This is a genomic window from Aeromonas sp. 19NY04SH05-1 (assembly GCF_040581895.1).
Classification (GTDB): domain Bacteria; phylum Pseudomonadota; class Gammaproteobacteria; order Enterobacterales; family Aeromonadaceae; genus Aeromonas; species Aeromonas enteropelogenes.
Genome location: NZ_CP095328.1, coordinates 931,349 through 955,827, shown reverse-complemented (window position 1 = coordinate 955,827; position 24,479 = coordinate 931,349). Strand labels below are relative to the sequence as shown.

Below are 24,479 nucleotides of genomic sequence, written 5' to 3'. Positions count from 1 at the left end.
CCTCTTCATTCCTTATTGCAGGACGACACGGCCGTTAAGGGGCTGCACCGGCCGGTTGTTTGGGTGGTGCATCACTTCCTTGAAGGCATCGATCTGGGCCTGGCTGGCCTCGACCGGTTGTTTGAGCACCAGCCAACGCACCCCTTCCGAGCAAGGGGGCGTGGTGAGGGAGCCGCTGAAGCGGTAGTAGTCACGCTTGGCGGGCAGCAGTTGCTCGACCGCAACCGGTGCCTTGAGGGCATGGCTCTCACCCGCCTTGATTGGCAGCTGCCGCCACGCCTCGGCCAACACAGGATTGGCCTTGCCCACCTCGAACATCACCGCCACCACGGCAAGCTCCCCCTTGCCATTGGCGTGTACCAGATGCCCCTCCAGCGGATAGGATTTCCCTTTGATATGGTTCTCGCTCGGCGCGTGGAAGTGGAACTGCTTGAGCTCGAAGCTCATGCCATCGAGCTCAAGCGTGCTGCCAGGGGCATAACCGATCTGCACGGTATGACCGTTGTTGCTTGCGGACTCGCCCCCGGCACGGTAGTGAAACACCAGAGGGGGCAGATCGGCCTCGACCAGACCGGTCAGATCCACGGGAGATTGGTTGCTGCCCGCACAGGGGCTGAATTCCGGCGTCAATTTGGCCCAGTGGTCGGGACCAGCCGCCCCGCTGTATTCCCAGTGCGGGGCCGCAGCAAACGCGGGAAGAGCGAGCAACAGGCTGCAAGCCAGCAGAGACGTTTTCATCATGCATCCTTATCTTGATTGAAAAGCGGGTCGCCCCTCTCCTCATCAAGGCAGGTAAAGAGGGCGGCATTTCTGGAATGCAGGGTGCAGTGGTTCAGACCGGAATATTTATTATTAGCAGTCGAGTTATTGATGACATTTAATAATGCATTTTAAATAGATCTAATTAATAAACTCGCTGTCTCTGCATATTGGATAATCGCTTTATTCAATGGTAGCAATCTAATTAATTGGCTATGGGAAACGATGAATTAGGCCATAAATTATTGGTCAGAAATTCGCACGTTTTTTCCTCGCAAGACCCCGCCACCAGTCCGTCCGCAATTATCCAATTCATTGTTTTTAATGTGGTTTTTGTTGTGCTCAATTGATCTTGAGCAAATAACAACCAGGCTTTCCCGGTCAGGCTGGGGCTGCTGTTAGGCACAGCCAAAAGGGAGAGAAAAAGAATGAATAAATATTGTCTGTTAATGGTGTTGGCCCTGCCCGGGATGGGCTGGGCAAGCGAACCCATTCAACCCATAGAAGCAGCCAAGGTGAGCGCACCGGAAAAAGTCGAACTGGGCAAGATGCTGTTTTTCGAGCCGCGACTTTCCAAATCCAATGCCATCTCCTGCAACTCCTGCCATAACCTGGCCACGGGGGGCGTGGACAACCAGGTCAGCTCCCTCGGTCACAAGTGGAAGGAGGGGCCGATCAATTCGCCGACCGTGCTCAACTCCAGCCTCAACTTCGTGCAGTTCTGGGATGGCCGGGCCAAGGATCTGCAGGCCCAGGCGGCCGGCCCCATCGAAAACCCGCTGGAGATGGCCTTCAGCCACAAGCTGGCGGTGGAGACCCTGCGCACCCTGCCCGAATACCGCGCCCGCTTCAACGCCGTCTACGGCAAGGCAGAGTTCGACATCAAGGAGGTGACCGATGCCATCGCCGCCTTCGAAGAGACCCTGGTCACCCCCAATGCGCCGTTCGATCGCTGGCTGAAGGGTGACAGCAAGGCGCTGACGGCGCAGCAGCTCAAGGGCTATCAGCTGTTCAAGGACAAGGGGTGTACCGCCTGCCACAACGGCGCTGCCATCGGTGGCAACTCCTATCAGAAGATGGGGCTGGTCAAGCCGTTCAAGACCGACAACCCGGCCCAGGGGCGCGGAGCCGTCACCGGTGAGAAGCAGTTCATCGGCTGGTTCAAGGTGCCCACCCTGCGCAATATCGAGCTGACCTATCCCTACTTCCACGACGGCTCGATCTGGGATCTGAAAGAGGCGGTGCAGATCATGGCCGATATCCAGCTGGGCCAGCAGTTGACGGATCAGGAGGCCGAAGACATGACCGCCTACCTCAAGAGCCTGACCGGTGAACAACCCCAAATAGTGTTGCCTATCTTGCCCCCCTCCCAGCCCGACACCCCGAAGCCGGTGGTCAAGAGCTGAGCAATAGAAACAGGGGCCATCAGGCCCCTGTTTTCATGCAACACAATCCAAGGCGGATCAGCGATCCCGGTTCAGGGCGATGAGGCGATCGAGCACCCGTTCACCATCGACCCGCAGGCCGTTGTGCTCATACTCGTTGGTGATCCAGGCTCGGCTGTTGCCCAGTGTGCGCAGCGTATCGCGGCTGTAATCAAACTCCACATACATGTCCTCGGCATAGACGGCGCAGGCCACCGGCACCTTGTTGCGGGCCAGCCGGGCGGGATCATAGAGCCGGCCCCAGTCACGCTTCTGCGCCAGCAGATGGGCCGCCTCCTTTAGAGGCACCAGCTCGCGGAACTGATCGAACATCCAGGGGAAGATCATCTCGCCGGTGAAGGCGAAGTCCTTGCCCGGCTCCCAGTCGAAGAGAGGGTATTCGCTTCGGACCCGCTCGGCCGCCCAGCGGGTCGCCTCCCCTTCGGCGTAGATGGCCTCGTGCAGCACGGCAAACAGCGGATTGGTGTTGAACGGCTGCATCCCCTGCACTTGATAGAGGAAGGCCGGGTTGATCTGTTCCCCGATAAAGGCCTCTTCCAGCAGGTAGTAGAGCTCTTCAAAGGCGCCGCTGGCCCCCAAATCCAACCCCTGTTGCTGGAACTGCTCCACCGTCAGCCGCTGGCCGTTGGGCAGGCGCACATCGTGCTGGTGCAGGTGGGTGGCCAACCGGTTGGCAATGCCCTGGGCATAGGGGAAGCGGGCGAAGAAGGCACGGTTCTTGTCGACAACCCGCTGATAAGTGGCGCGATACACCTCGTCGGCACTGCGCCCGATCGGGGCGACGCCCCCCGTGATGTAGACCTCCCGCAGGCTGTCCGGGAACAAAGAGAGATAGGTGAGGCAGCAGAAGCCGCCAAAGCTCTGCCCCAGCAGGCTCCAGCGATGGGAGGGCGAGATCTCCAGCCGGATGAACTCGGCATCACGCACTATGTTGTCGGCACGAAAATGGCTGAGGTACGCCGCCTGCTCCGCCGGCGTCATGGCAGCCAGCAGCTGGCCATGGATCGGGCTCGACATGCCGGTTCCCCGCTGGTCGAGCAACACCACCCTAAACTCCTGCAGCGCCCGCTTGAGCCAACCGCTGTTGGCGGTCGGCCGTGGTGACCCGAAGCCCGGCCCCCCTTGCAGATAGAGCAGCCAGGGCAACTTGTCATCCAGCTTGTCCTTGCGACAGAGGGTGCGGGCAAACAGGGTGATGCTGTCGCCATCCGGATCGTCGTGATCGAGCGGGACGGTATAAAAATGCGGCTCGCAATGGATGCCGTCCAAGACATAGTGCAGGGGGCTGTTCATCTGGGATCTCTCCGTCAGGATGGGAACATGATGGGCCTCATCATAACGTTGCAAAGATGCCGGGTCACTTCGGTTTTTCAAAATATTAACAATGAGTTAAACACTCAGGATGGCGCAAGCCACAGCGACCGGAAACATCTTCGCCAAGGACGATTGACGTCCATTTTGCCTTCGACCAAGATGGCTCGCCGGCACGTACGCCGGCACGTAAAGTGCAGGCCGATGGGCGCTGCGAACAGGGAGAAGAGCGTGATGAAACCCAAGTGGATCAGGGTCAGAAAGAAGGAAAAGATGACAAGCCATGGCGGCGTACTGCAAACCGGCATGCTGCTGTTCAGTGCCACCTGCGGGGCTACCCTGTTTCTGGCCGCCTGCAACAGCAACTGACAAACGAAAAAAGCCCGCTCGATTGAGCGGGCTTTTCGAATTTGGCTCCTCCTACTGGACTTGAACCAGTGACATACGGATTAACAGTCCGCCGTTCTACCGACTGAACTAAGGAGGAATTGTGGTGCCCAGAGACGGAATCGAACCGCCGACACGGGGATTTTCAATCCCCTGCTCTACCGACTGAGCTATCTGGGCAACGGCGCGCATTAAACCCTTTCCGGCGTCGGGTGTCAATCGCCATGCAAGATAAAAAGCGCGTTCGCTCAACAACTGAACGCAATGGGCAGTTATTCACCATTTCAAGGTGATACGGGAACCTGCCCGCAACATTATCCTGCCACCACCGATCTGCCGCATTGAGCCGGATGCACTCTGCGAGTATGCTTTGCCGCAATGATAACGCCTGGAGGCAACATGAGTCTGAATATGCAAGAGTGGCGTGAAGAGACCACCGAAATCGTCAATGAACTGCTGGCCGACGGCAGCAACCCCGAGGCGGATTACGACATTGAGCACCACTTCGCCTGCCAGGACTTCGACCGTCTGGAGAAGGCCGCGGTCGATCTGTTCAAGGCCGGCTTCGAGGTAACCGATGCCGAGGAGATGGAGCTGGATGACGGCGCCACCATCTTCTGCTTCGATGCCACCTGCGAGAGCAAGCTGAATGTCGAGGCGATCGTCGCCGATATCGCCAAGATGATGCCCATCCTCGAGAAATACGGGGTGGATTACGATGGCTGGGGTACCTACTTCCAGGAGTAATGTCCCCTCATCAAACAACAAGGCCACCGTCAGGTGGCCTTGTTGTTTGGGGCGTTACGCCAGATAGGTGGTGGCGAACTCCTCCGGCGGCAGGGGGCGGCTGAAGAGATACCCCTGCAGCCGATCACACCCCGCCTCCATCAGCCACTGCTGCTGCTCCGGGGTTTCCACCCCTTCGGCGGTGATCCCTATCCCCAGCTCATGACCCAGGCCAATCACCGAGCGAATGATGGCCGCGGTGGCCGTGTTGCTCTCCAGCCCCTGGGTGAAGCTGCGATCCAGCTTGAGGGTCGCCACCTTGAGGCGGGGCAGATAGGCGAGCGAGCAGTAGCCGGTACCGAAATCATCGATGGCCAGCTGAAAACCGGCGGCCAGCAGATTGTCGAGGTTGGTCTCTATCTCGTCGGCATTTTCCATCAAGACCCCTTCGGTGATCTCAAGCTCCAGCTGACTGGCCTTGAGCCCGTGCCGGGCAATGCAGCCCTGCACCAGCTCGCACAGCCCCGGATCCCGAAACTGCAGCGGTGACAGGTTGATGGAGAGCACCATGTCCGGCAGCGCAGCTTGCCACTGAGCCAACTGGGCACAGCCCTGCTCCAGCATCAGCTGACCGAGCTGGCCGATGAGGCCCATCTCCTCCGCCAGCGGGATGAACTCCTCGGGGGAGATCATCCCAAGCTCTGGATGGGGCCAGCGGCAGAGCAGCTCGGTACCATGCAGCCGATGGCTGCGGGTGCAGATGATGGGTTGGTAGACCGCAACCAGCTGGGCGGCCTTGATGGCCAGCGGTAACTGGGAGGCGATCAGCTGACGCCGCTTGAGCCTGGCATGAAGTGCGGGATCGAACAGGGTGTAGTTCTGCTGCAACTGCTTGCCCTGCGCCAGAGCGGCTTCGGCATGGCTCAGCAAACGCTCGGCATCGCTCGCCCGCCCCTGGGCCAGCCCCAGAAACACCGGGATCTGGATGCGGTGATCCTCAATCAGGTAGTGCTCCATCAGCTGTTTCTGAAGATGGCGGCACCATGTCGAGAGCGGTTCGCTGAGCTCGGGCAGCAGCAGACAGAAGTCATCAGCCGCCACCCGGCAGAGCAGGGTGCGGGGGGGCGCCAGTTGCTGCAGACGCTTGGCCACCTGGCTTAGCAGGCGGTCGGCGATCCGGATCCCGAAGCGATCGTTGATCTCGCGAAAATGGTGCAGGTCGATCAGCACCAGGGTGGCGTTGCGGGTACCGAGATGACGGCTGGTCTGCAAAAAACGGGAAAGTTTGAGCAACCCGGTCAGGCTGTCGTAATGCTGCTCCTGCTGCAACTGGGCCTGGGTGGTGCGCAGGCCCGTGATGTCGCGCCCCAGGGTCAGCGTTCCCAGGGAGTGGCCATCGCCCCCGGGCACATCCACCCGGGTGATATCCATGTGTCGCCCCTGACCACGGGCATCCAGCAGGCAGCACTCTCCGGGCCCCATACCCTGGGGTGCCGCCAGAATATGTTGGCTCTGCTGACCCAGTACCTCCTCGGCGTTGTGGCCAACGAAGTCGAGAAACGCCTGATTGCACTCCAGCAAGACACCGTTGTGGTCATCGAAACGGATCAGATCCGGGATCGCATCGAGCAGAAAGCGCTGCAACAGCTGCTGCTTTCTGAATGTCTCCTCGAGTGACTTGCGCTCGGCAATTTCGTTGACGACGCCAAACACGGCGCAGGGCTCCCCCGCCTCGTTGTAAAGGGGGATCTTGTGGGTCTCCGACCAGCTGCCCCGCTCCCCGTTCTGGCAATAGAGCTGCTGGTTAAGCAGGGGGCTCCCCTCTGCCAGCAGCTTCTCGTCTTCACTGCGAAACACATCCCCCCAGGGCATCTGTGCATCCGTCTTGCCAACCAGCTCCGCCGGTGAGGCGTACTGTGCCTCGCTGGCAAAGCGGCGATTGACGAACAGATAACGCCCCTGCTTATCCCGGCAAAAGATACTCATGGGCAAGTGGTCGATGATCTGTTGCAGCAGATCCGGAGTGAGGATGTTGTTCACGGAGGCGCTTATGGAGGAATTTCGAGCAAATCTATGATAGACAACTCATTTTGTAAAGCGGCGGACAAATTGACGAGGCGTTGGATGCAGGATGCCTGCTGACAGAAAATGGCGCGCCGGCGATAATGGGCACCGGTTGGCCAATGGCCTGTTTATGGACGAGAGAAAAATGAAAAAAATAATGGGGGGCGCCCTGGCGCTGCTGCTGGTTGGTTGTGCTGGTGACAACAATGGTGGTGAGGCGTATCGCTACAATCCGCCGATTGCCAAGGCCACCAACAACACCCAGGAGATGGCGATCCCGGTGGATCTGGTATGGGCGCGCGCCGAAAAATGGTTCGCTGATCATGGTCTGAGCATCGAGAACAGCCAGCGCGGTTCCGGTCTGATGACCGCCAGCGTGAGCCAGGCCGCCGACGGGCTGGAGTGGCTCGATTGTGGCACCATGGGTGCCAAGGTCGCACTGGGCAACCCCAACCTGCAGATCAACCTGATCATCACCCAGAGCGGCAACAACAGCGTGGCCACCGTCAACGTCAAGGGCAACACCGAGCTGTTCTTCGTCGAGTCGTCCGGCGAGCGCGTGCCCGCCCCCTCCATCCAGCCGGTCTGCGTCTCTCGCGGCACTCTGGAGCAGAGTCTGTTCGCCACCCTCGGCAACTGATTTCACGCTCTTCGATCAATAAAAAAGCGGCAGATTTCTCTGCCGCTTTTTGTTGCCCCGAACCGGGATTACTTGTCGATATCGAGCAAGTGGTTTTGCAACATATAGTTGATTACCTGTTCTGAAGCACTAGATGTTGAAGAATCGTAAACTTGATTCGAATCGCCTGTGATGCTTTCAAACGTCTCATTTAAAAGTACGATCTCCTGACTCACAACTGAACTTCCCTCAGAAGCTCGAACCTGAATATGCACATCATTTCCGGACTCAAAGATAGAAAGCAGCTTGGTTAAATCAGCTTCCTGTTTGGTTCCGTCGTGATCAAGCAAATCAGACAGATCTATCTTGTCGGATTTGGCAATATCGACATCTTTGAACTGATTTTGCTTATACCAACCAAAATATCCATAGCTATCACCATAACCTGTTGTGGTATTGCGATGATCCACATGGAAATCGGTAATATAGTCGATGGCGTGATCAGGGGTCATGGCTGCATTATTTGAGCCCTGCTCCAGGGCATCCGCCAGTTGCCACTGGAAGGTATCGGCTCCATCCCCTCCTGTCAGTACATCCCCATAGTAGAGCTTGCCACCCACGCTGATCGGACCGGAAGAGCCGTGTCCATTGGTTCCTCCAATCAGAATATCCTCCCCCTGGCCCCCGGTCAGATGGTCATACCCCTGGCCACCATAGAGAGTCACACCGGAACGAGTGTCGATATTCTCTTCGATCATGACCTGAGGACCACCGCCATGCACACCACCCAAGGCGATATGCACCTGGCTGTCGTTGAGCACTGTCAGGTGATCATCGCCATCATTACCTGCGAAGGTTCGTCCGTTGTCTGACGGCTCGATGGTGATAGCCAGCGATCCTGTCGCTTTATCACCATCCGCATCCACCAGATCGAAACCGATGATCTTGCTCTGAGCGCCAAGCTGACTGGTTTGGTAAAGATACTCCCCCGTCAACAAACCAATGGTCAGTTTGTCGCCATTACCCAGGGTAATCATCAGTTGCTGATGCTGGGCATCATAGCTTCCCCCCTGAGCTGCGCCGCTCACCAGACGACCATTCTCAATCGCATAGATGTGACCATCGACGCGCACTGTGCTGATGGCGCCACCATCAGCACCGACACCGGTTCCCGCCTGACCAAAGAGATCACCGCTCACTTCTCGCTGAACCGTACCGCTGATGGCTTGATCCAGCTTGCCCATATCGGTCACGACAATGGCATCAGTGTTCTGCTCGGATACCCCGTCATAGGCAGCGAGATTGAGTGCATCTTGATTGATTTGAGAACCCATTCCCAAGGCGAAGCTCTTGATGTCATTTGCCTTGAGGAAGTTCAGCCACTTGTTCTCGGGTACCCCATAGTTTGCCCATGGTTCCCCGTCGGAGAAGAAATAACTGACATTCTGCACACCTTGTCCCGTCAATTTACCCGGGTCGGCAAACGCATCGATACTCTCGTTGATGGCATCCTTGTAGTTGGTGCCCCCATCTGCTCGCAAGGACCAAACATAGGTCTTGGCCTCGGTCACCGTCATCCAGCGCTCACCGATGTCATCGGCCTCACTGCTGAACGTCACGATACGCACCTTGGTGCAACCCAGACTGTCATAGGTATTGAGCAGGGAAATGAGTGACTCCTTGGCAATATCCAGTCTCGTCTTGCCTGGAACGCCAGAGGCATAGTCCATGGAACCCGATACATCGACGATCAACATCAGATTGGTCTGGATCCCCGAGCCATCGATATGCCCTGCCTGAGGCGTGACCACCATGGGGCTGTCATCCTCAATGGTGATTGGCAGCTTGCCGGTGGTTACCGACTGCCCGTCAGACACATTCACGTCCAGCTCGAAGCGAAGTGTATCCTCCTGACCCGCGACAGGGTGATCGACAGGCCCCTTGAGGGTCACCTGATAGCTCCACTCTCCCTTACCCGTGGCATCAGGCGGTGTGAGCTTGACCTCGAGCACCGGCTTGCCATTGGCACTGCCTATCAGAGTCTGCCCCGACATACTCCAGGTGATGGCACTCCCCCCTGACGTCAGCCCGGTGGGGCCGTTGAGGGTGACACTCACCTGACTGCTATCGGCGTCTTGCACGACCAGCTTGCCAGATGCCACAACGTTGTTGGTAGTATCCACACTGCCTTGACTATCTGGCAATGCTCCTGCCAGCCCCTCTTCGGAGAGCTGTACCTGCCCGGAAATCGCCAGTGTCGGACGCGCATCGTTATCGTGGATGACACCCGCTCCGCTCACGCCACCTATGGTCAGTTGGAACCGCTCATCCGACTCAACGAGGCGATCATCGACCGCAGGTACATACACGGTGAAGCTGCTCACCCCCGCAGGAACGACAATCTTGCCAGTCTGGCTGTTGTAGCTCACCCCATTGCTGAAAGTCAGGCTTCCCAGATCACCGGCCGATGTCGGTGAAGCGCCGGTCCCCAGAATAGAGAGACTGTACTCGGTCGCAATATTGGTCGCGGCCGTCAAAGTCACGTTGTGAGCCAGTGAACCACCCTCGGTCGCCGACGCATCAGATACGGTGGCAATGGTAGGAGCGCTCAACGGGTTGACTGCGAAGCTGCCCAAGGCCCCATCACCATCCTTGTCCACGGCCCTGAAGACGAAGTCGATATCACCATCACCGACGGGACGCTGCATCTCCCTGTACTGGAAGAATTCCCATTGACCGTTACCTGGCGTGAACTCCAGCTTGAAGATGAGGTTACCGTTTTCATCCTTACCCAGCAGGGTGTTCGTCCCATCGGCTACCAAGCTGATCAGAGAACCAGCGGCGGTCTTGAGTCCGCTCTCGCCGGAAACCAGCTCGAGCGCCCCCTTGCCGTCCGCCCCCCACTGTGGATTGACCGCCCCGGAACCATAGGCGATAGCCTGAGGCGCATCGGAGCCCAAGAACTCGACAGATTTGATGGTGAAGTCACTGTTGTCCTTGGTGGTGAAGGCGTTACCGTTATCGGTAGCCTTGATCACCATGGTGTCAAAGCCTCCCAGCTGGACCTGGAAGTTGGCCGCATAATCACCACTACTGGTATTGGAACTGAACGTCTGGGTTGCAATCAGCTTGCCATCACGCCAGAACTCCACCACCCCGCTCTCCAGCTCACCACCATAGATCTTGCTGAACTCGAGCTTGGCACCGTAAGCAACCGTACCGGCATCCAGCTTGAAAACCAGCTGTTCGGAGGCACTGGAGCCATCCGCAAACTTGCGGAAATCCACTTCATTCGACAGGTTGTGATAAGGCGCCCCCACGCTCTTGACCCCGATGCCATCCGACGAGCCATTGACAGAGGCATCGATCAACTTGGAGGACGTGGCAGATTCGAACCCTTTGGCCGTAATGGTGAAACGACCGGCATCGATCATCGACTTGTCACCGGAATATCCAGTCAGGCTGAATTTACCGGTCAAAACATCCGGGATCTGGGTACTGGTGACAGAGACAGCCACGCTGTTACCGGCTATTGGAGCATCATCTTCGATAATAATCGGCAGCTTGCTGATGACACTGGACTGTCCATCACTCACGGCTACGTCCAGGTCGAAGCGAAGCGTATCCTCTTGGCCTGCGACAGGGTGATCGACTGGCCCTTTAAGGGTCACGACATAGGTCCACTCCCCTTTGCCGCTCGCATTCGGAGCCGTCAGAGCCACCTCGATCACTGCCTTGCCAGCAGCGCTGCCTACCAGTGTCTGACCAACCATGATCCAGGTAATGGCCTGACCACCCGAAGTCAGATTGGAAGGCCCGCTCAGAGTCACCGTCACACGGCTGCTATCGACATCATTCACGACCAGCGTACCGGAACCCACCACCGAGTTGGTCGTATCCGTGTTACCGCCATTATCTGACAAGCCACCGGCCAATCCCTCTTCCGATACGGTCACACTGCCATTCACCACGACACTCGGCGGCGCATCATTGTCCAAGATGGTAGAAGTAACGCGATCCTTGCCGGCATCAGCGACAATGGCCTCGAATGCCGTATTGCTACCAATGCCACTGATAGTCGCGACCAGCCCCTCTGACGGTTCATAAGTCGCATCATTAACCGTGTTTACGGTAAATGTTGCCTTGCCATCAGAGCCGATGGTCACCGAGTTCAACCGCCCCGTCGTATCGGAGTCATTAGCAGCAGGACCGCCCCATGCAAGGTTGACGACCACTTCTTTACCGGCAGGGACGGTGACAGCATTACCCTTGCCATCAACAAGGCTAACGGTATAGATCAGCTGGCCACCTTCGGCCACGCTCGACTGGTCCACGCTGATTTGGGCATAAACCTGGTCGCCCTGGCCCTGCGGCTCGTCGGTCACCGTGGTGGTCACCGTCTCCTGGCCCTGAGTCAGCTGCTCGAAGTTGTCCGCGCCACTCACGCCGGTCAGTTTGGCGCTCAGGTCCGCCTGGCCACCGCTGTAGACGTCGTCCCCGGCGGTCACTGTCACGCTGCCGCTGGTTTCGCCCGCAGCAATGGTGATGGTCTCGCCGTTGCTCAGGGTAAAGCTCAGACCGTTGTGGCCACTCACCGGCAAACCGTCTTTGCTGGTCAGGGTCACGGTGTAGGTCACCTCACCCCCTTCGGCCACGGTAGTCTTGTCCGCCGTCAGGGTCGCCACCACCTCGCTTTCGGTGTCGCTGATCCGGACGCTGGCGTCGCCACCGAGCGTCAGGTTTTCAAAGCTCTTGCCAACGACGCTGGCACTGTCGATACCCACGGTCAGGGTCTCGCCGTCCTTGAACACGTCGTCGCCCTGCGCGTCCGGGCTGTAAGTGGTCTGGCTCTCGCCCGCCTTGATCACCACCTGCTCGCCGTTGCTCAGGGTGACGGTCAGGTCACTGTCCAGTGCCTGGCTCACCTTGATGGTAAACACCGGCTGGTCGGCTTCGCTCACATCGCCATTGCTCTCGATGGTCACCGATACCTGGTCGCCCTGGCCCTGCGGCTCGTCGGTCACCGTGGTGGTCACCGTCTCCTGGCCCAGAGTCAGCTGCTCGAAGTTGTCCGCGCCACTCACGCCGGTCAGTTTGGCGCTCAGGTCCGCCTGGCCACCGCTGTAGACGTCGTCCCCGGCGGTCACTGTCACGCTGCCGCTGGTTTCGCCCGCAGCAATGGTGATGGTCTCGCCGTTGCTCAGGGTAAAGCTCAGACCGTTGTGGCCACTCACCGGCAAACCGTCTTTGCTGGTCAGGGTCACGGTGTAGGTCACCTCACCCCCTTCGGCCACGGTAGTCTTGTCCGCCGTCAGGGTCGCCACCACCTCGCTTTCGGTGTCGCTGATCCGGACGCTGGCGTCGCCACCGAGCGTCAGGTTTTCAAAGCTCTTGCCGTCAACCACCGCCTCTTTCAGGCCCACGGTCAGGGTCTCGCCGTCCTTGAACACGTCGTCACCCTGCGCGTCCGGGCTGTAAGTGGTCTGGCTCTCGCCCGCCTTGATCACCACCTGCTCGCCGTTGCTCAGGGTGACGGTCAGGTCACTGTCCAGTGCCTGGCTCACCTTGATGGTAAACACCGGCTGGTCGGCTTCGCTCACATCGCCATTGCTCTCGATGGTCACCGATACCTGGTCGCCCTGGCCCTGCGGCTCGTCGGTCACCGTGGTGGTCACCGTCTCCTGGCCCAGGGTCAGCTGCTCGAAGTTGTCACCGCCACTCACGCCGGTCAGTTTGGCGCTCAGGTCCGCCTGGCCACCGCTGTAGACGTCGTCCCCGGCGGTCACTGTCACGCTGCCGCTGGTCTGGCCGGCAGCAATGGTGATGCTCTCGCCGTTGCTCAGAGTGAAGCTCAGGCCGTTGTGGCCATTCACCGGCAAACCGTCTTTGCTGGTCAGGGTCACGGTGTAGGTCACGGCACCCCCTTCGGCCACGGTAGTCTTGTCCGCCGTCAGGGTCGCCACCACCTCGCTTTCGGTGTCGCTGATCTGGACGCTGGCGTCGCCACCGAGCGTCAGGTTTTCAAAGCTCTTGCCGTCAACCACCGCCTCTTTCAGGCCCACGGTCAGGGTCTCGCCGTCCTTGAATACGTCGTCACCCTGCGCCGCTGGGCTGTAAGTGGTCTGGCTCTCGCCCGCCTTGATCACCACCTGCTCGCCGTTGCTCAGGGTGACGGTCAGGTCACTGTCCAGTGCCTGGCTCACCTTGATGGTAAACACCGGCTGGTCGGCTTCGCTCACATCGCCATTGCTCTCGATGGTCACCGATACCTGGTCGCCCTGGCCCTGCGGCTCGTCGGTCACCGTGGTGGTCACCGTCTCCTGGCCCAGGGTCAGCTGCTCGAAGTTGTCACCGCCACTCACGCCGGTCAGTTTGGCGCTCAGGTCCGCCTGGCCACCGCTGTAGACGTCGTCCCCGGCGGTCACTGTCACGCTGCCGCTGGTCTGGCCGGCAGCAATGGTGATGGTCTCGCCGTTGCTCAGAGTGAAGCTCAGGCCGTTGTGGCCATTCACCGGCAAACCGTCTTTGCTGGTCAGGGTCACGGTGTAGGTCACCTCACCCCCTTCGGCCACGGTAGTCTTGTCCGCCGTCAGGGTCGCCACCACCTCGCTTTCGGTGTCGCTGATCTGGACGCTGGCGTCGCCACCGAGCGTCAGGTTTTCAAAGCTCTTGCCGTCAACCACCGCCTCTTTCAGGCCCACGGTCAGGGTCTCGCCGTCCTTGAACACGTCGTCACCCTGCGCCGCTGGGCTGTAAGTGGTCTGGCTCTCGCCCGCCTTGATCACCACCTGCTCGCCGTTGCTCAGGGTGACGGTCAGGTCACTGTCCAGTGCCTGGCTCACCTTGATGGTAAACACCGGCTGGTCGGCTTCGCTCACATCGCCATTGCTCTCGATGGTCACCGATACCTGGTCGCCCTGGCCCTGCGGCTCATCGGTCACCGTGGTGGTCACCGTCTCCTGGCCCAGGGTCAGCTGCTCGAAGTTGTCACCGCCACTCACGCCGGTCAGTTTGGCGCTCAGGTCCGCCTGGCCACCGCTGTAGACGTCGTCCCCGGCGGTCACTGTCACGCTGCCGCTGGTTTCGCCCGCAGCAATGGTGATGGTCTCGCCGTTGCTCAGGGTGAAGCTCAGACCGTTGTGGCCACTCACCGGCAAACCGTCTTTGCTGGTCAGGGTCACGGTGTAGGTCACCTCACCCCCTTCGGCCACGGTAGTCTTGTCCGCCGTCAGGGTCGCCACCACCTCGCTTTCGGTGTCGCTGATCCGGACGCTGGCGTCGCCACCGAGCGTCAGGTTTTCAAAGCTCTTGCCGTCAACCACCGCCTCTTTCAGGCCCACGGTCAGGGTCTCGCCGTCCTTGAACACGTCGTCACCCTGCGCCGCTGGGCTGTAAGTGGTCTGGCTCTCGCCCGCCTTGATCACCACCTGCTCGCCGTTGCTCAGGGTGACGGTCAGGTCACTGTCCAGTGCCTGGCTCACCTTGATGGTAAACACCGGCTGGTCGGCTTCGCTCACATCGCCATTGCTCTCGATGGTCACCGATACCTGGTCGCCCTGGCCCTGCGGCTCATCGGTCACCGTGGTGGTCACCGTCTCCTGGCCCAGGGTCAGCTGCTCGAAGTTGTCACCGCCACTCACGCCGGTCAGTTTGGCGCTCAGGTCCGCCTGGCCACCGCTGTAGACGTCGTCCCCGGCGGTCACTGTCACGCTGCCGCTGGTTTCGCCCGCAGCAATGGTGATGGTCTCGCCGTTGCTCAGGGTGAAGCTCAGACCGTTGTGGCCACTCACCGGCAAACCGTCTTTGCTGGTCAGGGTCACGGTGTAGGTCACCTCACCCCCTTCGGCCACGGTAGTCTTGTCCGCCGTCAGGGTCGCCACCACCTCGCTTTCGGTGTCGCTGATCCGGACGCTGGCGTCGCCACCGAGCGTCAGGTTTTCAAAGCTCTTGCCGTCAACCACCGCCTCTTTCAGGCCCACGGTCAGGGTCTCGCCGTCCTTGAACACGTCGTCACCCTGCGCCGCTGGGCTGTAAGTGGTCTGGCTCTCGCCCGCCTTGATCACCACCTGCTCGCCGTTGCTCAGGGTGACGGTCAGGTCACTGTCCAGTGCCTGGCTCACCTTGATGGTAAACACCGGCTGGTCGGCTTCGCTCACATCGCCATTGCTCTCGATGGTCACCGATACCTGGTCGCCCTGGCCCTGCGGCTCGTCGGTCACCGTGGTGGTCACCGTCTCCTGGCCCAGGGTCAGCTGCTCGAAGTTGTCCGCGCCACTCACGCCGGTCAGTTTGGCGCTCAGGTCCGCCTGGCCACCGCTGTAGACGTCGTCCCCGGCGGTCACTGTCACGCTGCCGCTGGTTTCGCCCGCAGCAATGGTGATGGTCTCGCCGTTGCTCAGGGTGAAGCTCAGACCGTTGTGGCCACTCACCGGCAAACCGTCTTTGCTGGTCAGGGTCACGGTGTAGGTCACCTCACCCCCTTCGGCCACGGTAGTCTTGTCCGCCGTCAGGGTCGCCACCACCTCGCTTTCGGTGTCGCTGATCCGGACGCTGGCGTCGCCACCGAGCGTCAGGTTTTCAAAGCTCTTGCCGTCAACCACCGCCTCTTTCAGGCCCACGGTCAGGGTCTCGCCGTCCTTGAATACGTCGTCACCCTGCGCCGCTGGGCTGTAAGTGGTCTGGCTCTCGCCCGCCTTGATCACCACCTGCTCGCCGTTGCTCAGGGTGACGGTCAGGTCACTGTCCAGTGCCTGGCTCACCTTGATGGTAAACACCGGCTGGTCGGCTTCGCTCACATCGCCATTGCTCTCGATGGTCACCGATACCTGGTCGCCCTGGCCCTGCGGCTCGTCGGTCACCGTGGTGGTCACCGTCTCCTGGTCCAGGGTCAGCTGCTCGAAGTTGTCCGCGCCACTCACGCCGGTCAGTTTGGCGCTCAGGTCCGCCTGGCCACCGCTGTAGACGTCATCCCCGGCGGTCACTGTCACGCTGCCGCTGGTTTCGCCCGCAGCAATGGTGATGGTCTCGCCGTTGCTCAGGGTGAAGCTCAGACCGTTGTGGCCACTCACCGGCAAACCGTCTTTGCTGGTCAGGGTCACGGTGTAGGTCACCTCACCCCCTTCGGCCACGGTAGTCTTGTCCGCCGTCAGGGTCGCCACCACCTCGCTTTCGGTGTCGCTGATCCGGACGCTGGCGTCGCCACCGAGCGTCAGGTTTTCAAAGCTCTTGCCGTCAACCACCGCCTCTTTCAGGCCCACGGTCAGGGTCTCGCCGTCCTTGAATACGTCGTCACCCTGCGCCGCTGGGCTGTAAGTGGTCTGGCTCTCGCCCGCCTTGATCACCACCTGCTCGCCGTTGCTCAGGGTGACGGTCAGGTCACTGTCCAGTGCCTGGCTCACCTTGATGGTAAACACCGGCTGGTCGGCTTCGCTCACATCGCCATTGCTCTCGATGGTCACCGATACCTGGTCGCCCTGGCCCTGCGGCTCGTCGGTCACCGTGGTGGTCACCGTCTCCTGGCCCAGGGTCAGCTGCTCGAAGTTGTCCGCGCCACTCACGCCGGTCAGTTTGGCGCTCAGGTCCGCCTGGCCACCGCTGTAGACGTCGTCCCCGGCGGTCACTGTCACGCTGCCGCTGGTTTCGCCCGCAGCAATGGTGATGGTCTCGCCGTTGCTCAGGGTGAAGCTCAGACCGTTGTGGCCACTCACCGGCAAACCGTCTTTGCTGGTCAGGGTCACGGTGTAGGTCACCTCACCCCCTTCGGCCACGGTAGTCTTGTCCGCCGTCAGGGTCGCCACCACCTCGCTTTCGGTGTCGCTGATCCGGACGCTGGCGTCGCCACCGAGCGTCAGGTTTTCAAAGCTCTTGCCGTCAACCACCGCCTCTTTCAGGCCCACGGTCAGGGTCTCGCCGTCCTTGAACACGTCGTCACCCTGCGCCGCTGGGCTGTAAGTGGTCTGGCTCTCGCCCGCCTTGATCACCACCTGCTCGCCGTTGCTCAGGGTGACGGTCAGGTCACTGTCCAGTGCCTGGCTCACCTTGATGGTAAACACCGGCTGGTCGGCTTCGCTCACATCGCCATTGCTCTCGATGGTCACCGATACCTGGTCGCCCTGGCCCTGCGGCTCGTCGGTCACCGTGGTGGTCACCGTCTCCTGGTCCAGGGTCAGCTGCTCGAAGTTGTCCGCGCCACTCACGCCGGTCAGTTTGGCGCTCAGGTCCGCCTGGCCACCGCTGTAGACGTCATCCCCGGCGGTCACTTTCACGCTGCCGCTGGTCTGGCCAGCATCAATGGTGATGGTCTCGCCGTTGCTCAGGGTAAAGCTCAGACCGTTGTGGCCACTCACCGGCAAACCGTCTTTGCTGGTCAGGGTCACGGTGTAGGTCACCTCACCCCCTTCGGCCACGGTAGTCTTGTCCGCCGTCAGGGTCGCCACCACCTCGCTTTCGGTGTCGCTGATCCGGACGCTGGCGTCGCCACCGAGCGTCAGGTTTTCAAAGCTCTTGCCAACGACGCTGGCACTGTCGATACCCACGGTCAGGGTCTCGCCGTCCTTGAACACGTCGTCGCCCTGCGCGTCCGGGCTGTAAGTGGTCTGGCTCTCGCCCGCCTTGATCACCACCTGCTCGCCGTTGCTCAGGGTGACGGTCAGGTCACTGTCCAGTGCCTGGCTCACCTTGATGGTAAACACCGGCTGGTCGGCTTCGCTCACATCGCCATTGCTCTCGATGGTCACCGATACCTGGTCGCCCTGGCCCTGCGGCTCGTCGGTCACCGTGGTGGTCACCGTCTCCTGGCCCAGAGTCAGCTGCTCGAAGTTGTCCGCGCCACTCACGCCGGTCAGTTTGGCGCTCAGGTCCGCCTGGCCACCGCTGTAGACGTCGTCCCCGGCGGTCACTGTCACGCTGCCGCTGGTTTCGCCCGCAGCAATGGTGATGGTCTCGCCGTTGCTCAGGGTAAAGCTCAGACCGTTGTGGCCACTCACCGGCAAACCGTCTTTGCTGGTCAGGGTCACGGTGTAGGTCACCTCACCCCCTTCGGCCACGGTAGTCTTGTCCGCCGTCAGGGTCGCCACCACCTCGCTTTCGGTGTCGCTGATCCGGACGCTGGCGTCGCCACCGAGCGTCAGGTTTTCAAAGCTCTTGCCGTCAACCACCGCCTCTTTCAGGCCCACGGTCAGGGTCTCGCCGTCCTTGAACACGTCGTCACCCTGCGCCGCTGGGCTGTAAGTGGTCTGGCTCTCGCCCGCCTTGATCACCACCTGCTCGCCGTTGCTCAGGGTGACGGTCAGGTCACTGTCCAGTGCCTGGCTCACCTTGATGGTAAACACCGGCTGGTCGGCTTCGCTCACATCGCCATTGCTCTCGATGGTCACCGATACCTGGTCGCCCTGGCCCTGCGGCTCGTCGGTCACCGTGGTGGTCACCGTCTCCTGGCCCAGGGTCAGCTGCTCGAAGTTGTCCGCGCCACTCACGCCGGTCAGTTTGGCGCTCAGGTCCGCCTGGCCACCGCTGTAGACGTCGTCCCCGGCGGTCACTGTCACGCTGCCGCTGGTTTCGCCCGCAGCAATGGTGATGGTCTCGCCGTTGCTCAGGGTGAAGCTCAGACCGTTGTGGCCACTCACCGGCAAACCGTCTTTGCTGGTCAGGGTCACGGTGTAGGTCACCTCACCCCCTTCGGCCACGGTAGTCTTGTCCGCCGTCAGGGTCGCCACCACCTCGCTTTCGGTGTCGCTGATCCGGACGCTGGCGTCGCCACCGAGCGTCAGGTTTTCAAAGCTCTTGCCGTCAACCACCGCCTCTTTCAGGCCCACGGTCAGGGTCTCGCCGTCCTTGAATACGTCGTCACCCTGCGCCGCTGGGCTGTAAGTGGTCTGGCTCTCGCCCGCCTTGATCACCACCTGCTCGCCGTTGCTCAGGGTGACGGTCAGGTCACTGTCCAGTGCCTGGCTCACCTTGATGGTAAACACCGGCTGGTCGGCTTCGCTCACATCGCCATTGCTCTCGATGGTCACCGATACCTGGTCGCCCTGGCCCTGCGGCTCGTCGGTCACCGTGGTGGTCACCGTCTCCTGGTCCAGGGTCAGCTGCTCGAAGTTGTCCGCGCCACTCACGCCGGTCAGTTTGGCGCTCAGGTCCGCCTGGCCACCGCTGTAGACGTCATCCCCGGCGGTCACTGTCACGCTGCCGCTGGTTTCGCCCGCAGCAATGGTGATGGTCTCGCCGTTGCTCAGGGTGAAGCTCAGACCGTTGTGGCCACTCACCGGCAAACCGTCTTTGCTGGTCAGGGTCACGGTGTAGGTCACCTCACCCCCTTCGGCCACGGTAGTCTTGTCCGCCGTCAGGGTCGCCACCACCTCGCTTTCGGTGTCGCTGATCCGGACGCTGGCGTCGCCACCGAGCGTCAGGTTTTCAAAGCTCTTGCCGTCAACCACCGCCTCTTTCAGGCCCACGGTCAGGGTCTCGCCGTCCTTGAATACGTCGTCACCCTGCGCCGCTGGGCTGTAAGTGGTCTGGCTCTCGCCCGCCTTGATCACCACCTGCTCGCCGTTGCTCAGGGTGACGGTCAGGTCACTGTCCAGTGCCTGGCTCACCTTGATGGTAAACACCGGCTGGTCGGCTTCGCTCACATCGCCATTGCTCTCGATGGTCACCGATACCTGGTCGCCCTGGCCCTGCGGCTCGTCGGTCACCGTGGTGGTCACCGTCTCCTGGCCCAGGGTCAGCTGCTCGAAGTTGTCCGCGCCACTCACGCCGGTCAGTTTGGCGCTCAGGTCCGCCTGGCCACCGCTGTAGACGTCGTCCCCGGCGGTCACTGTCACGCTGCCGCTGGTTTCGCCCGCAGCAATGGTGATGGTCTCGCCGTTGCTCAGGGTGAAGCTCAGACCGTTGTGGCCACTCACCGGCAAACCGTCTTTGCTGGTCAGGGTCACGGTGTAGGTCACCTCACCCCCTTCGGCCACGGTAGTCTTGTCCGCCGTCAGGGTCGCCACCACCTCGCTTTCGGTGTCGCTGATCCGGACGCTGGCGTCGCCACCGAGCGTCAGGTTTTCAAAGCTCTTGCCGTCAACCACCGCCTCTTTCAGGCCCACGGTCAGGGTCTCGCCGTCCTTGAACACGTCGTCACCCTGCGCCGCTGGGCTGTAAGTGGTCTGGCTCTCGCCCGCCTTGATCACCACCTGCTCGCCGTTGCTCAGGGTGACGGTCAGGTCACTGTCCAGTGCCTGGCTCACCTTGATGGTAAACACCGGCTGGTCGGCTTCGCTCACATCGCCATTGCTCTCGATGGTCACCGATACCTGGTCGCCCTGGCCCTGCGGCTCGTCGGTCACCGTGGTGGTCACCGTCTCCTGGTCCAGGGTCAGCTGCTCGAAGTTGTCCGCGCCACTCACGCCGGTCAGTTTGGCGCTCAGGTCCGCCTGGCCACCGCTGTAGACGTCATCCCCGGCGGTCACTTTCACGCTGCCGCTGGTCTGGCCAGCATCAATGGTGATGGTCTCGCCGTTGCTCAGGGTAAAGCTCAGACCGTTGTGGCCACTCACCGGCAAACCGTCTTTGCTGGTCAGGGTCACGGTGTAGGTCACCTCACCCCCTTCGGCCACGGTAGTCTTGTCCGCCGTCAGGGTCGCCACCACCTCGCTTTCGGTGTCGCTGATCCGGACGCTGGCGTCGCCACCGAGCGTCAGGTTTTCAAAGCTCTTGCCAACGACGCTGGCACTGTCGATACCCACGGTCAGGGTCTCGCCGTCCTTGAACACGTCGTCGCCCTGCGCGTCCGGGCTGTAAGTGGTCTGGCTCTCGCCCGCCTTGATCACCACCTGCTCGCCGTTGCTCAGGGTGACGGTCAGGTCACTGTCCAGTGCCTGGCTCACCTTGATGGTAAACACCGGCTGGTCGGCTTCGCTCACATCGCCATTGCTCTCGATGGTCACCGATACCTGGTCGCCCTGGCCCTGCGGCTCGTCGGTCACCGTGGTGGTCACCGTCTCCTGGCCCAGAGTCAGCTGCTCGAAGTTGTCCGCGCCACTCACGCCGGTCAGTTTGGCGCTCAGGTCCGCCTGGCCACCGCTGTAGACGTCGTCCCCGGCGGTCACTGTCACGCTGCCGCTGGTTTCGCCAGCATCAATGGTGATGGTCTCGCCGTTGCTCAGGGTAAAGCTCAGACCGTTGTGGCCACTCACCGGCAAACCGTCTTTGCTGGTCAGGGTCACGGTGTAGGTCACCTCACCCCCTTCGGCCACGGTAGTCTTGTCCGCCGTCAGGGTCGCCACCACCTCGCTTTCGGTGTCGCTGATCCGGACGCTGGCGTCGCCACCGAGCGTCAGGTTTTCAAAGCTCTTGCCGTCAACCACCGCCTCTTTCAGGCCCACGGTCAGGGTCTCGCCGTCCTTGAACACGTCGTCACCCTGCGCGTCCGGGCTGTAAGTGGTCTGGCTCTCGCCCGCCTTGATCACCACCTGCTCGCCGTTGCTCAGGGTGACGGTCAGGTCACTGTCCAGTGCCTGGCTCACCTTGATGGTAAACACCGGCTGGTCGGCTTCGCTCACATCGCCATTGCTCTCGATGGTCACCGATACCTGGTCGCCCTGGCCCTGCGGCTCGTCGGTCACCGTGGTGGTCACCGTCTCCTGGCCCAGGGTCAGCTGCTCGAAGTTGTCACCGCCACTCACGCCGGTCAGTTTGGCGCTCAGGTCCGCCTGGCCACCGCTGTAGACGTCGTCCCCGGCGGTCACTGTCACGCTGCCGCTGGTCTGGCCGGCAGCAATGGTGATGCTCTCGCCGTTGCTCAGGGTAAAGCTCAGACCGTTGTGGCCATTCACCGGCAAACCGTCTTTGCTGGTCAGGGTCACGGTGTAGGTCACGGCCCCCCCTTCGGCCACGGTAGTCTTGTCCGCCGTCAGGGTCGCCACCACCTCGCTTTCGGTGTCGCTGATCTGGACGCTGGCGTCGCCACCGAGCGTCAGGTTTTCAAAGCTCTTGCCGTCAACCACCGCCTCTTTCAGGCCCACGGTCAGGGTCTCGCCGTCCTTGAATACGTCGTCACCCTGCGCCGCTGGGCTGTAAGTGGTCTGGCTCTCGCCCGCCTTGATCACCACCTGCTCGCCGTTGCTCAGGGTGACGGTCAGGTCACTGTCCAGTGCCTGGCTCACCTTGATGGTAAACACCGGCTGGTCGGCTTCGCTCACATCGCCATTGCTCTCGATGGTCACCGATACCTGGTCGCCCTGGCCCTGCGGCTCGTCGGTCACCGTGGTGGTCACCGCCCCCGGCAGCACCGGGGCCTGCTCGTAGCCACCGCCGCTGGTCTCGCTCACGCTCACCTGGAAGCGCTCGGCCGGCTCGGCATAGACGTCGTCCAGGGTCGCCACATCAAACTTGGCGCTGGTCTCGCCCGCCTTGATGACCACGTCGCGGGTCACCGCCTGCACATCCCCCTCGTCGGTGGTGATGTGGCCCACCACCACCTTGACGGTCAGATCGGTTTTCGGCGCATCGCTGATGGTCAGGGTGTAGTTGGCCTTGCCCCCCTCGACCACATTGGCATCGCCGGTCAGGGTCAGGGTCGGCGCATCCTGATCATCAACCACGGTATTGGTGATGGTGCCAGTAGTAACCACATTCTCGTAATTGCCGCCACTGGTCTTATCGATAGTGACGCTCAGTGACTCTTCACCTTGCTGATAAATGTCATCACTACGTACCGGCACCGGATCGCTGCTGGCGCTGCTGGCTCCCACCGGAATGGTGATGACCACGCCGTTGGAGAGGGTCACGGTCAGCGGGCTGCCGGTCACCGGGTTGTTGACGCTGGCGGTGTAGACGATGCTGCCGCCCTCGACCACCTCCTGGCCGGCGGTGGCCGAGCTCAGGGTCACTGTGGTGGTGTCCACCGTATCGGCCACCTCGGTGGTCACCGTGCTGCTGGTATCCAGTTTTTCGTAGTTGCCGCCGCTGCTGCCAGTGATGCTCACCGTCAGGTTGCTGCCATCTTTGTAGACATCGTCGCCAGGCGCGGCGACCGTCACGCTGCCACTCAGCTCGCCTGCCTTGATGGTGATGCTCGCCCCGTTCGACAGGCTCAGCACCAGATCGCCTTGCGGCGCGTTGTTGACGCTGGCGCTGTAGGTGATCTGACTCCCTTCATTGACCTGCGCCGGAGCGCTCAAGGCCACTGTGGTGGTGTCGACGGTGTCGTTAATCTCGGTGGTCGTCGAAGAACCGATAATGATCTGATTGAAGCCACCACCCTGGGTGCCGGTGATCGCGACTGTGATGGTTGACGGATCGACATAAGGACTATCGCTGGGGGCTGCAACGGTCACTGAACCCGAGCTCTGGCCGACAGGGATAGTGATAACGGCACCGTTGGAGAGAGTAACTATCAGATCGGTACCAAAAACCGGTGTATCCACGGACGCAGTGAAAGTGATAGTGCCACCTTCATTCACTTGGGGGGCTGCGGAGAGTGTCAGGTTGGTGGAGATAAATGTCTGATCTTCCCCTCCCAGCGCATCGCGCGGGGGTTCAGCATTGGTGTTGTAGGTCGTGTCGAAACCGGCCTGGGAGATGGTGGTATCACCGGTACGGTCGATAGTGACGAAGCCACCGTTGCCGCTGGCACCGGCCACTCCGCCCACGCCACCACCGGCGGCAGGAGCCCCGCCGGCAGCCGAGGCTTCAAAGGTCTGGGTCGGGTCGGCGCCCCCCAGGATCGCCTGTTGCAGGGCATTGATATCATCCGGCGCACCGGCTGTTTCATTTTGCGCCAGCAGGGTTTCTGCCTCTTGGGCTTGTTCACGGGGTTCTTCTGCGGGGCTCAGGGTGAACTGTTGCTCCCCCCCGAGAAAACTCCCCCCCTCCGGAGAGATGATCACAGCACCTTTTGGCACTACATCACCTTCAGCCAACAGCTTGCGGCTGCCATCTGCGGCCAGCAGATAGACCTCTCCTTTCAGCTGGGTAACGGTTACGCCCTGTGCCAAGGTAATGCTATTGGTGATCATCTTCGCTCCTGAGTCCTGTTTTTGGCATACAAAAAACCACAGCGTACTTTGCTCCTTGATGGTGCAAATAACCAGTTCGAAAATTCGAACAGATGGACCGATTTAAACCTCGAATTTTCAGCCAGACAGAAGGGTGTTGCAAAGCGGAGGTGTGGTAATAAAAGT

7 protein-coding genes and 2 tRNA genes are annotated in these 24,479 nt (G+C 60.8%); 3 read left to right on the top strand and 6 right to left on the bottom strand.

Annotated features, from left to right (window positions below; all coding sequences use genetic code 11):
- Positions 1-12: 12 nt before the first annotated feature.
- Positions 13-738 carry a carbonic anhydrase gene (locus tag MRK42_RS04475; protein ID WP_026458379.1) on the bottom strand — a complete coding sequence of 242 codons (726 nt, stop codon included), beginning with the start codon at positions 736-738 and terminating at the stop codon, positions 13-15.
- Between the two features lie 449 nt (positions 739-1,187).
- Between MRK42_RS04475 and MRK42_RS04470 the strand changes: the two genes are divergently transcribed.
- Entirely contained in the window at positions 1,188-2,165 is a 978-nt protein-coding gene (locus MRK42_RS04470; RefSeq protein ID WP_042028331.1) for a cytochrome-c peroxidase, read from the top strand.
- Between the two features lie 57 nt (positions 2,166-2,222).
- Here MRK42_RS04470 and MRK42_RS04465 read toward each other — a convergent pair whose 3' ends face one another.
- The 3 genes from MRK42_RS04465 to MRK42_RS04455 all read right to left on the bottom strand — a co-directional run bounded on the left by MRK42_RS04465 (position 2,223) and on the right by MRK42_RS04455 (position 4,082).
- Positions 2,223-3,497, bottom strand: a complete 1,275-nt coding sequence (locus MRK42_RS04465) for an alpha/beta hydrolase (RefSeq protein WP_338611811.1) — start codon at positions 3,495-3,497, stop codon at positions 2,223-2,225.
- A 429-nt stretch (positions 3,498-3,926) separates the two neighbouring features.
- Positions 3,927-4,002 (bottom strand) — tRNA-Asn (locus MRK42_RS04460).
- A 4-nt stretch (positions 4,003-4,006) separates the two neighbouring features.
- Positions 4,007-4,082, bottom strand: a tRNA-Phe gene (locus MRK42_RS04455).
- Positions 4,083-4,313: 231 nt separating this feature from the next.
- Between MRK42_RS04455 and rraB the strand changes: the two genes are divergently transcribed.
- Positions 4,314-4,649 (top strand): ribonuclease E inhibitor RraB, encoded by a 336-nt coding sequence (rraB, locus tag MRK42_RS04450; protein ID WP_042072770.1) that lies wholly within the window; start codon positions 4,314-4,316, stop codon positions 4,647-4,649.
- Between the two features lie 54 nt (positions 4,650-4,703).
- Here the strand turns inward: rraB and MRK42_RS04445 are convergent, their stop codons facing one another.
- A complete protein-coding gene (locus MRK42_RS04445; protein ID WP_042072762.1) occupies positions 4,704-6,668 on the bottom strand; it encodes an EAL domain-containing protein in 1,965 nt (654 codons plus the stop codon).
- A 169-nt stretch (positions 6,669-6,837) separates the two neighbouring features.
- Here MRK42_RS04445 and MRK42_RS04440 point away from each other — a divergent pair, with 169 nt between their 5' ends.
- A complete protein-coding gene (locus MRK42_RS04440; RefSeq protein ID WP_042028326.1) occupies positions 6,838-7,332 on the top strand; it encodes a hypothetical protein in 495 nt (164 codons plus the stop codon).
- A gap of 68 nt (positions 7,333-7,400) precedes the next feature.
- On the opposite strand, the gene MRK42_RS04435 is transcribed toward MRK42_RS04440, so the two are convergent.
- The gene (locus MRK42_RS04435) at positions 7,401-24,314 is read right to left on the bottom strand and encodes a retention module-containing protein (protein ID WP_354688911.1); all 16,914 of its coding nucleotides are present in this window, start codon (positions 24,312-24,314) and stop codon (positions 7,401-7,403) included.
- Between the last annotated feature and the right edge of the window lie 165 nt (positions 24,315-24,479).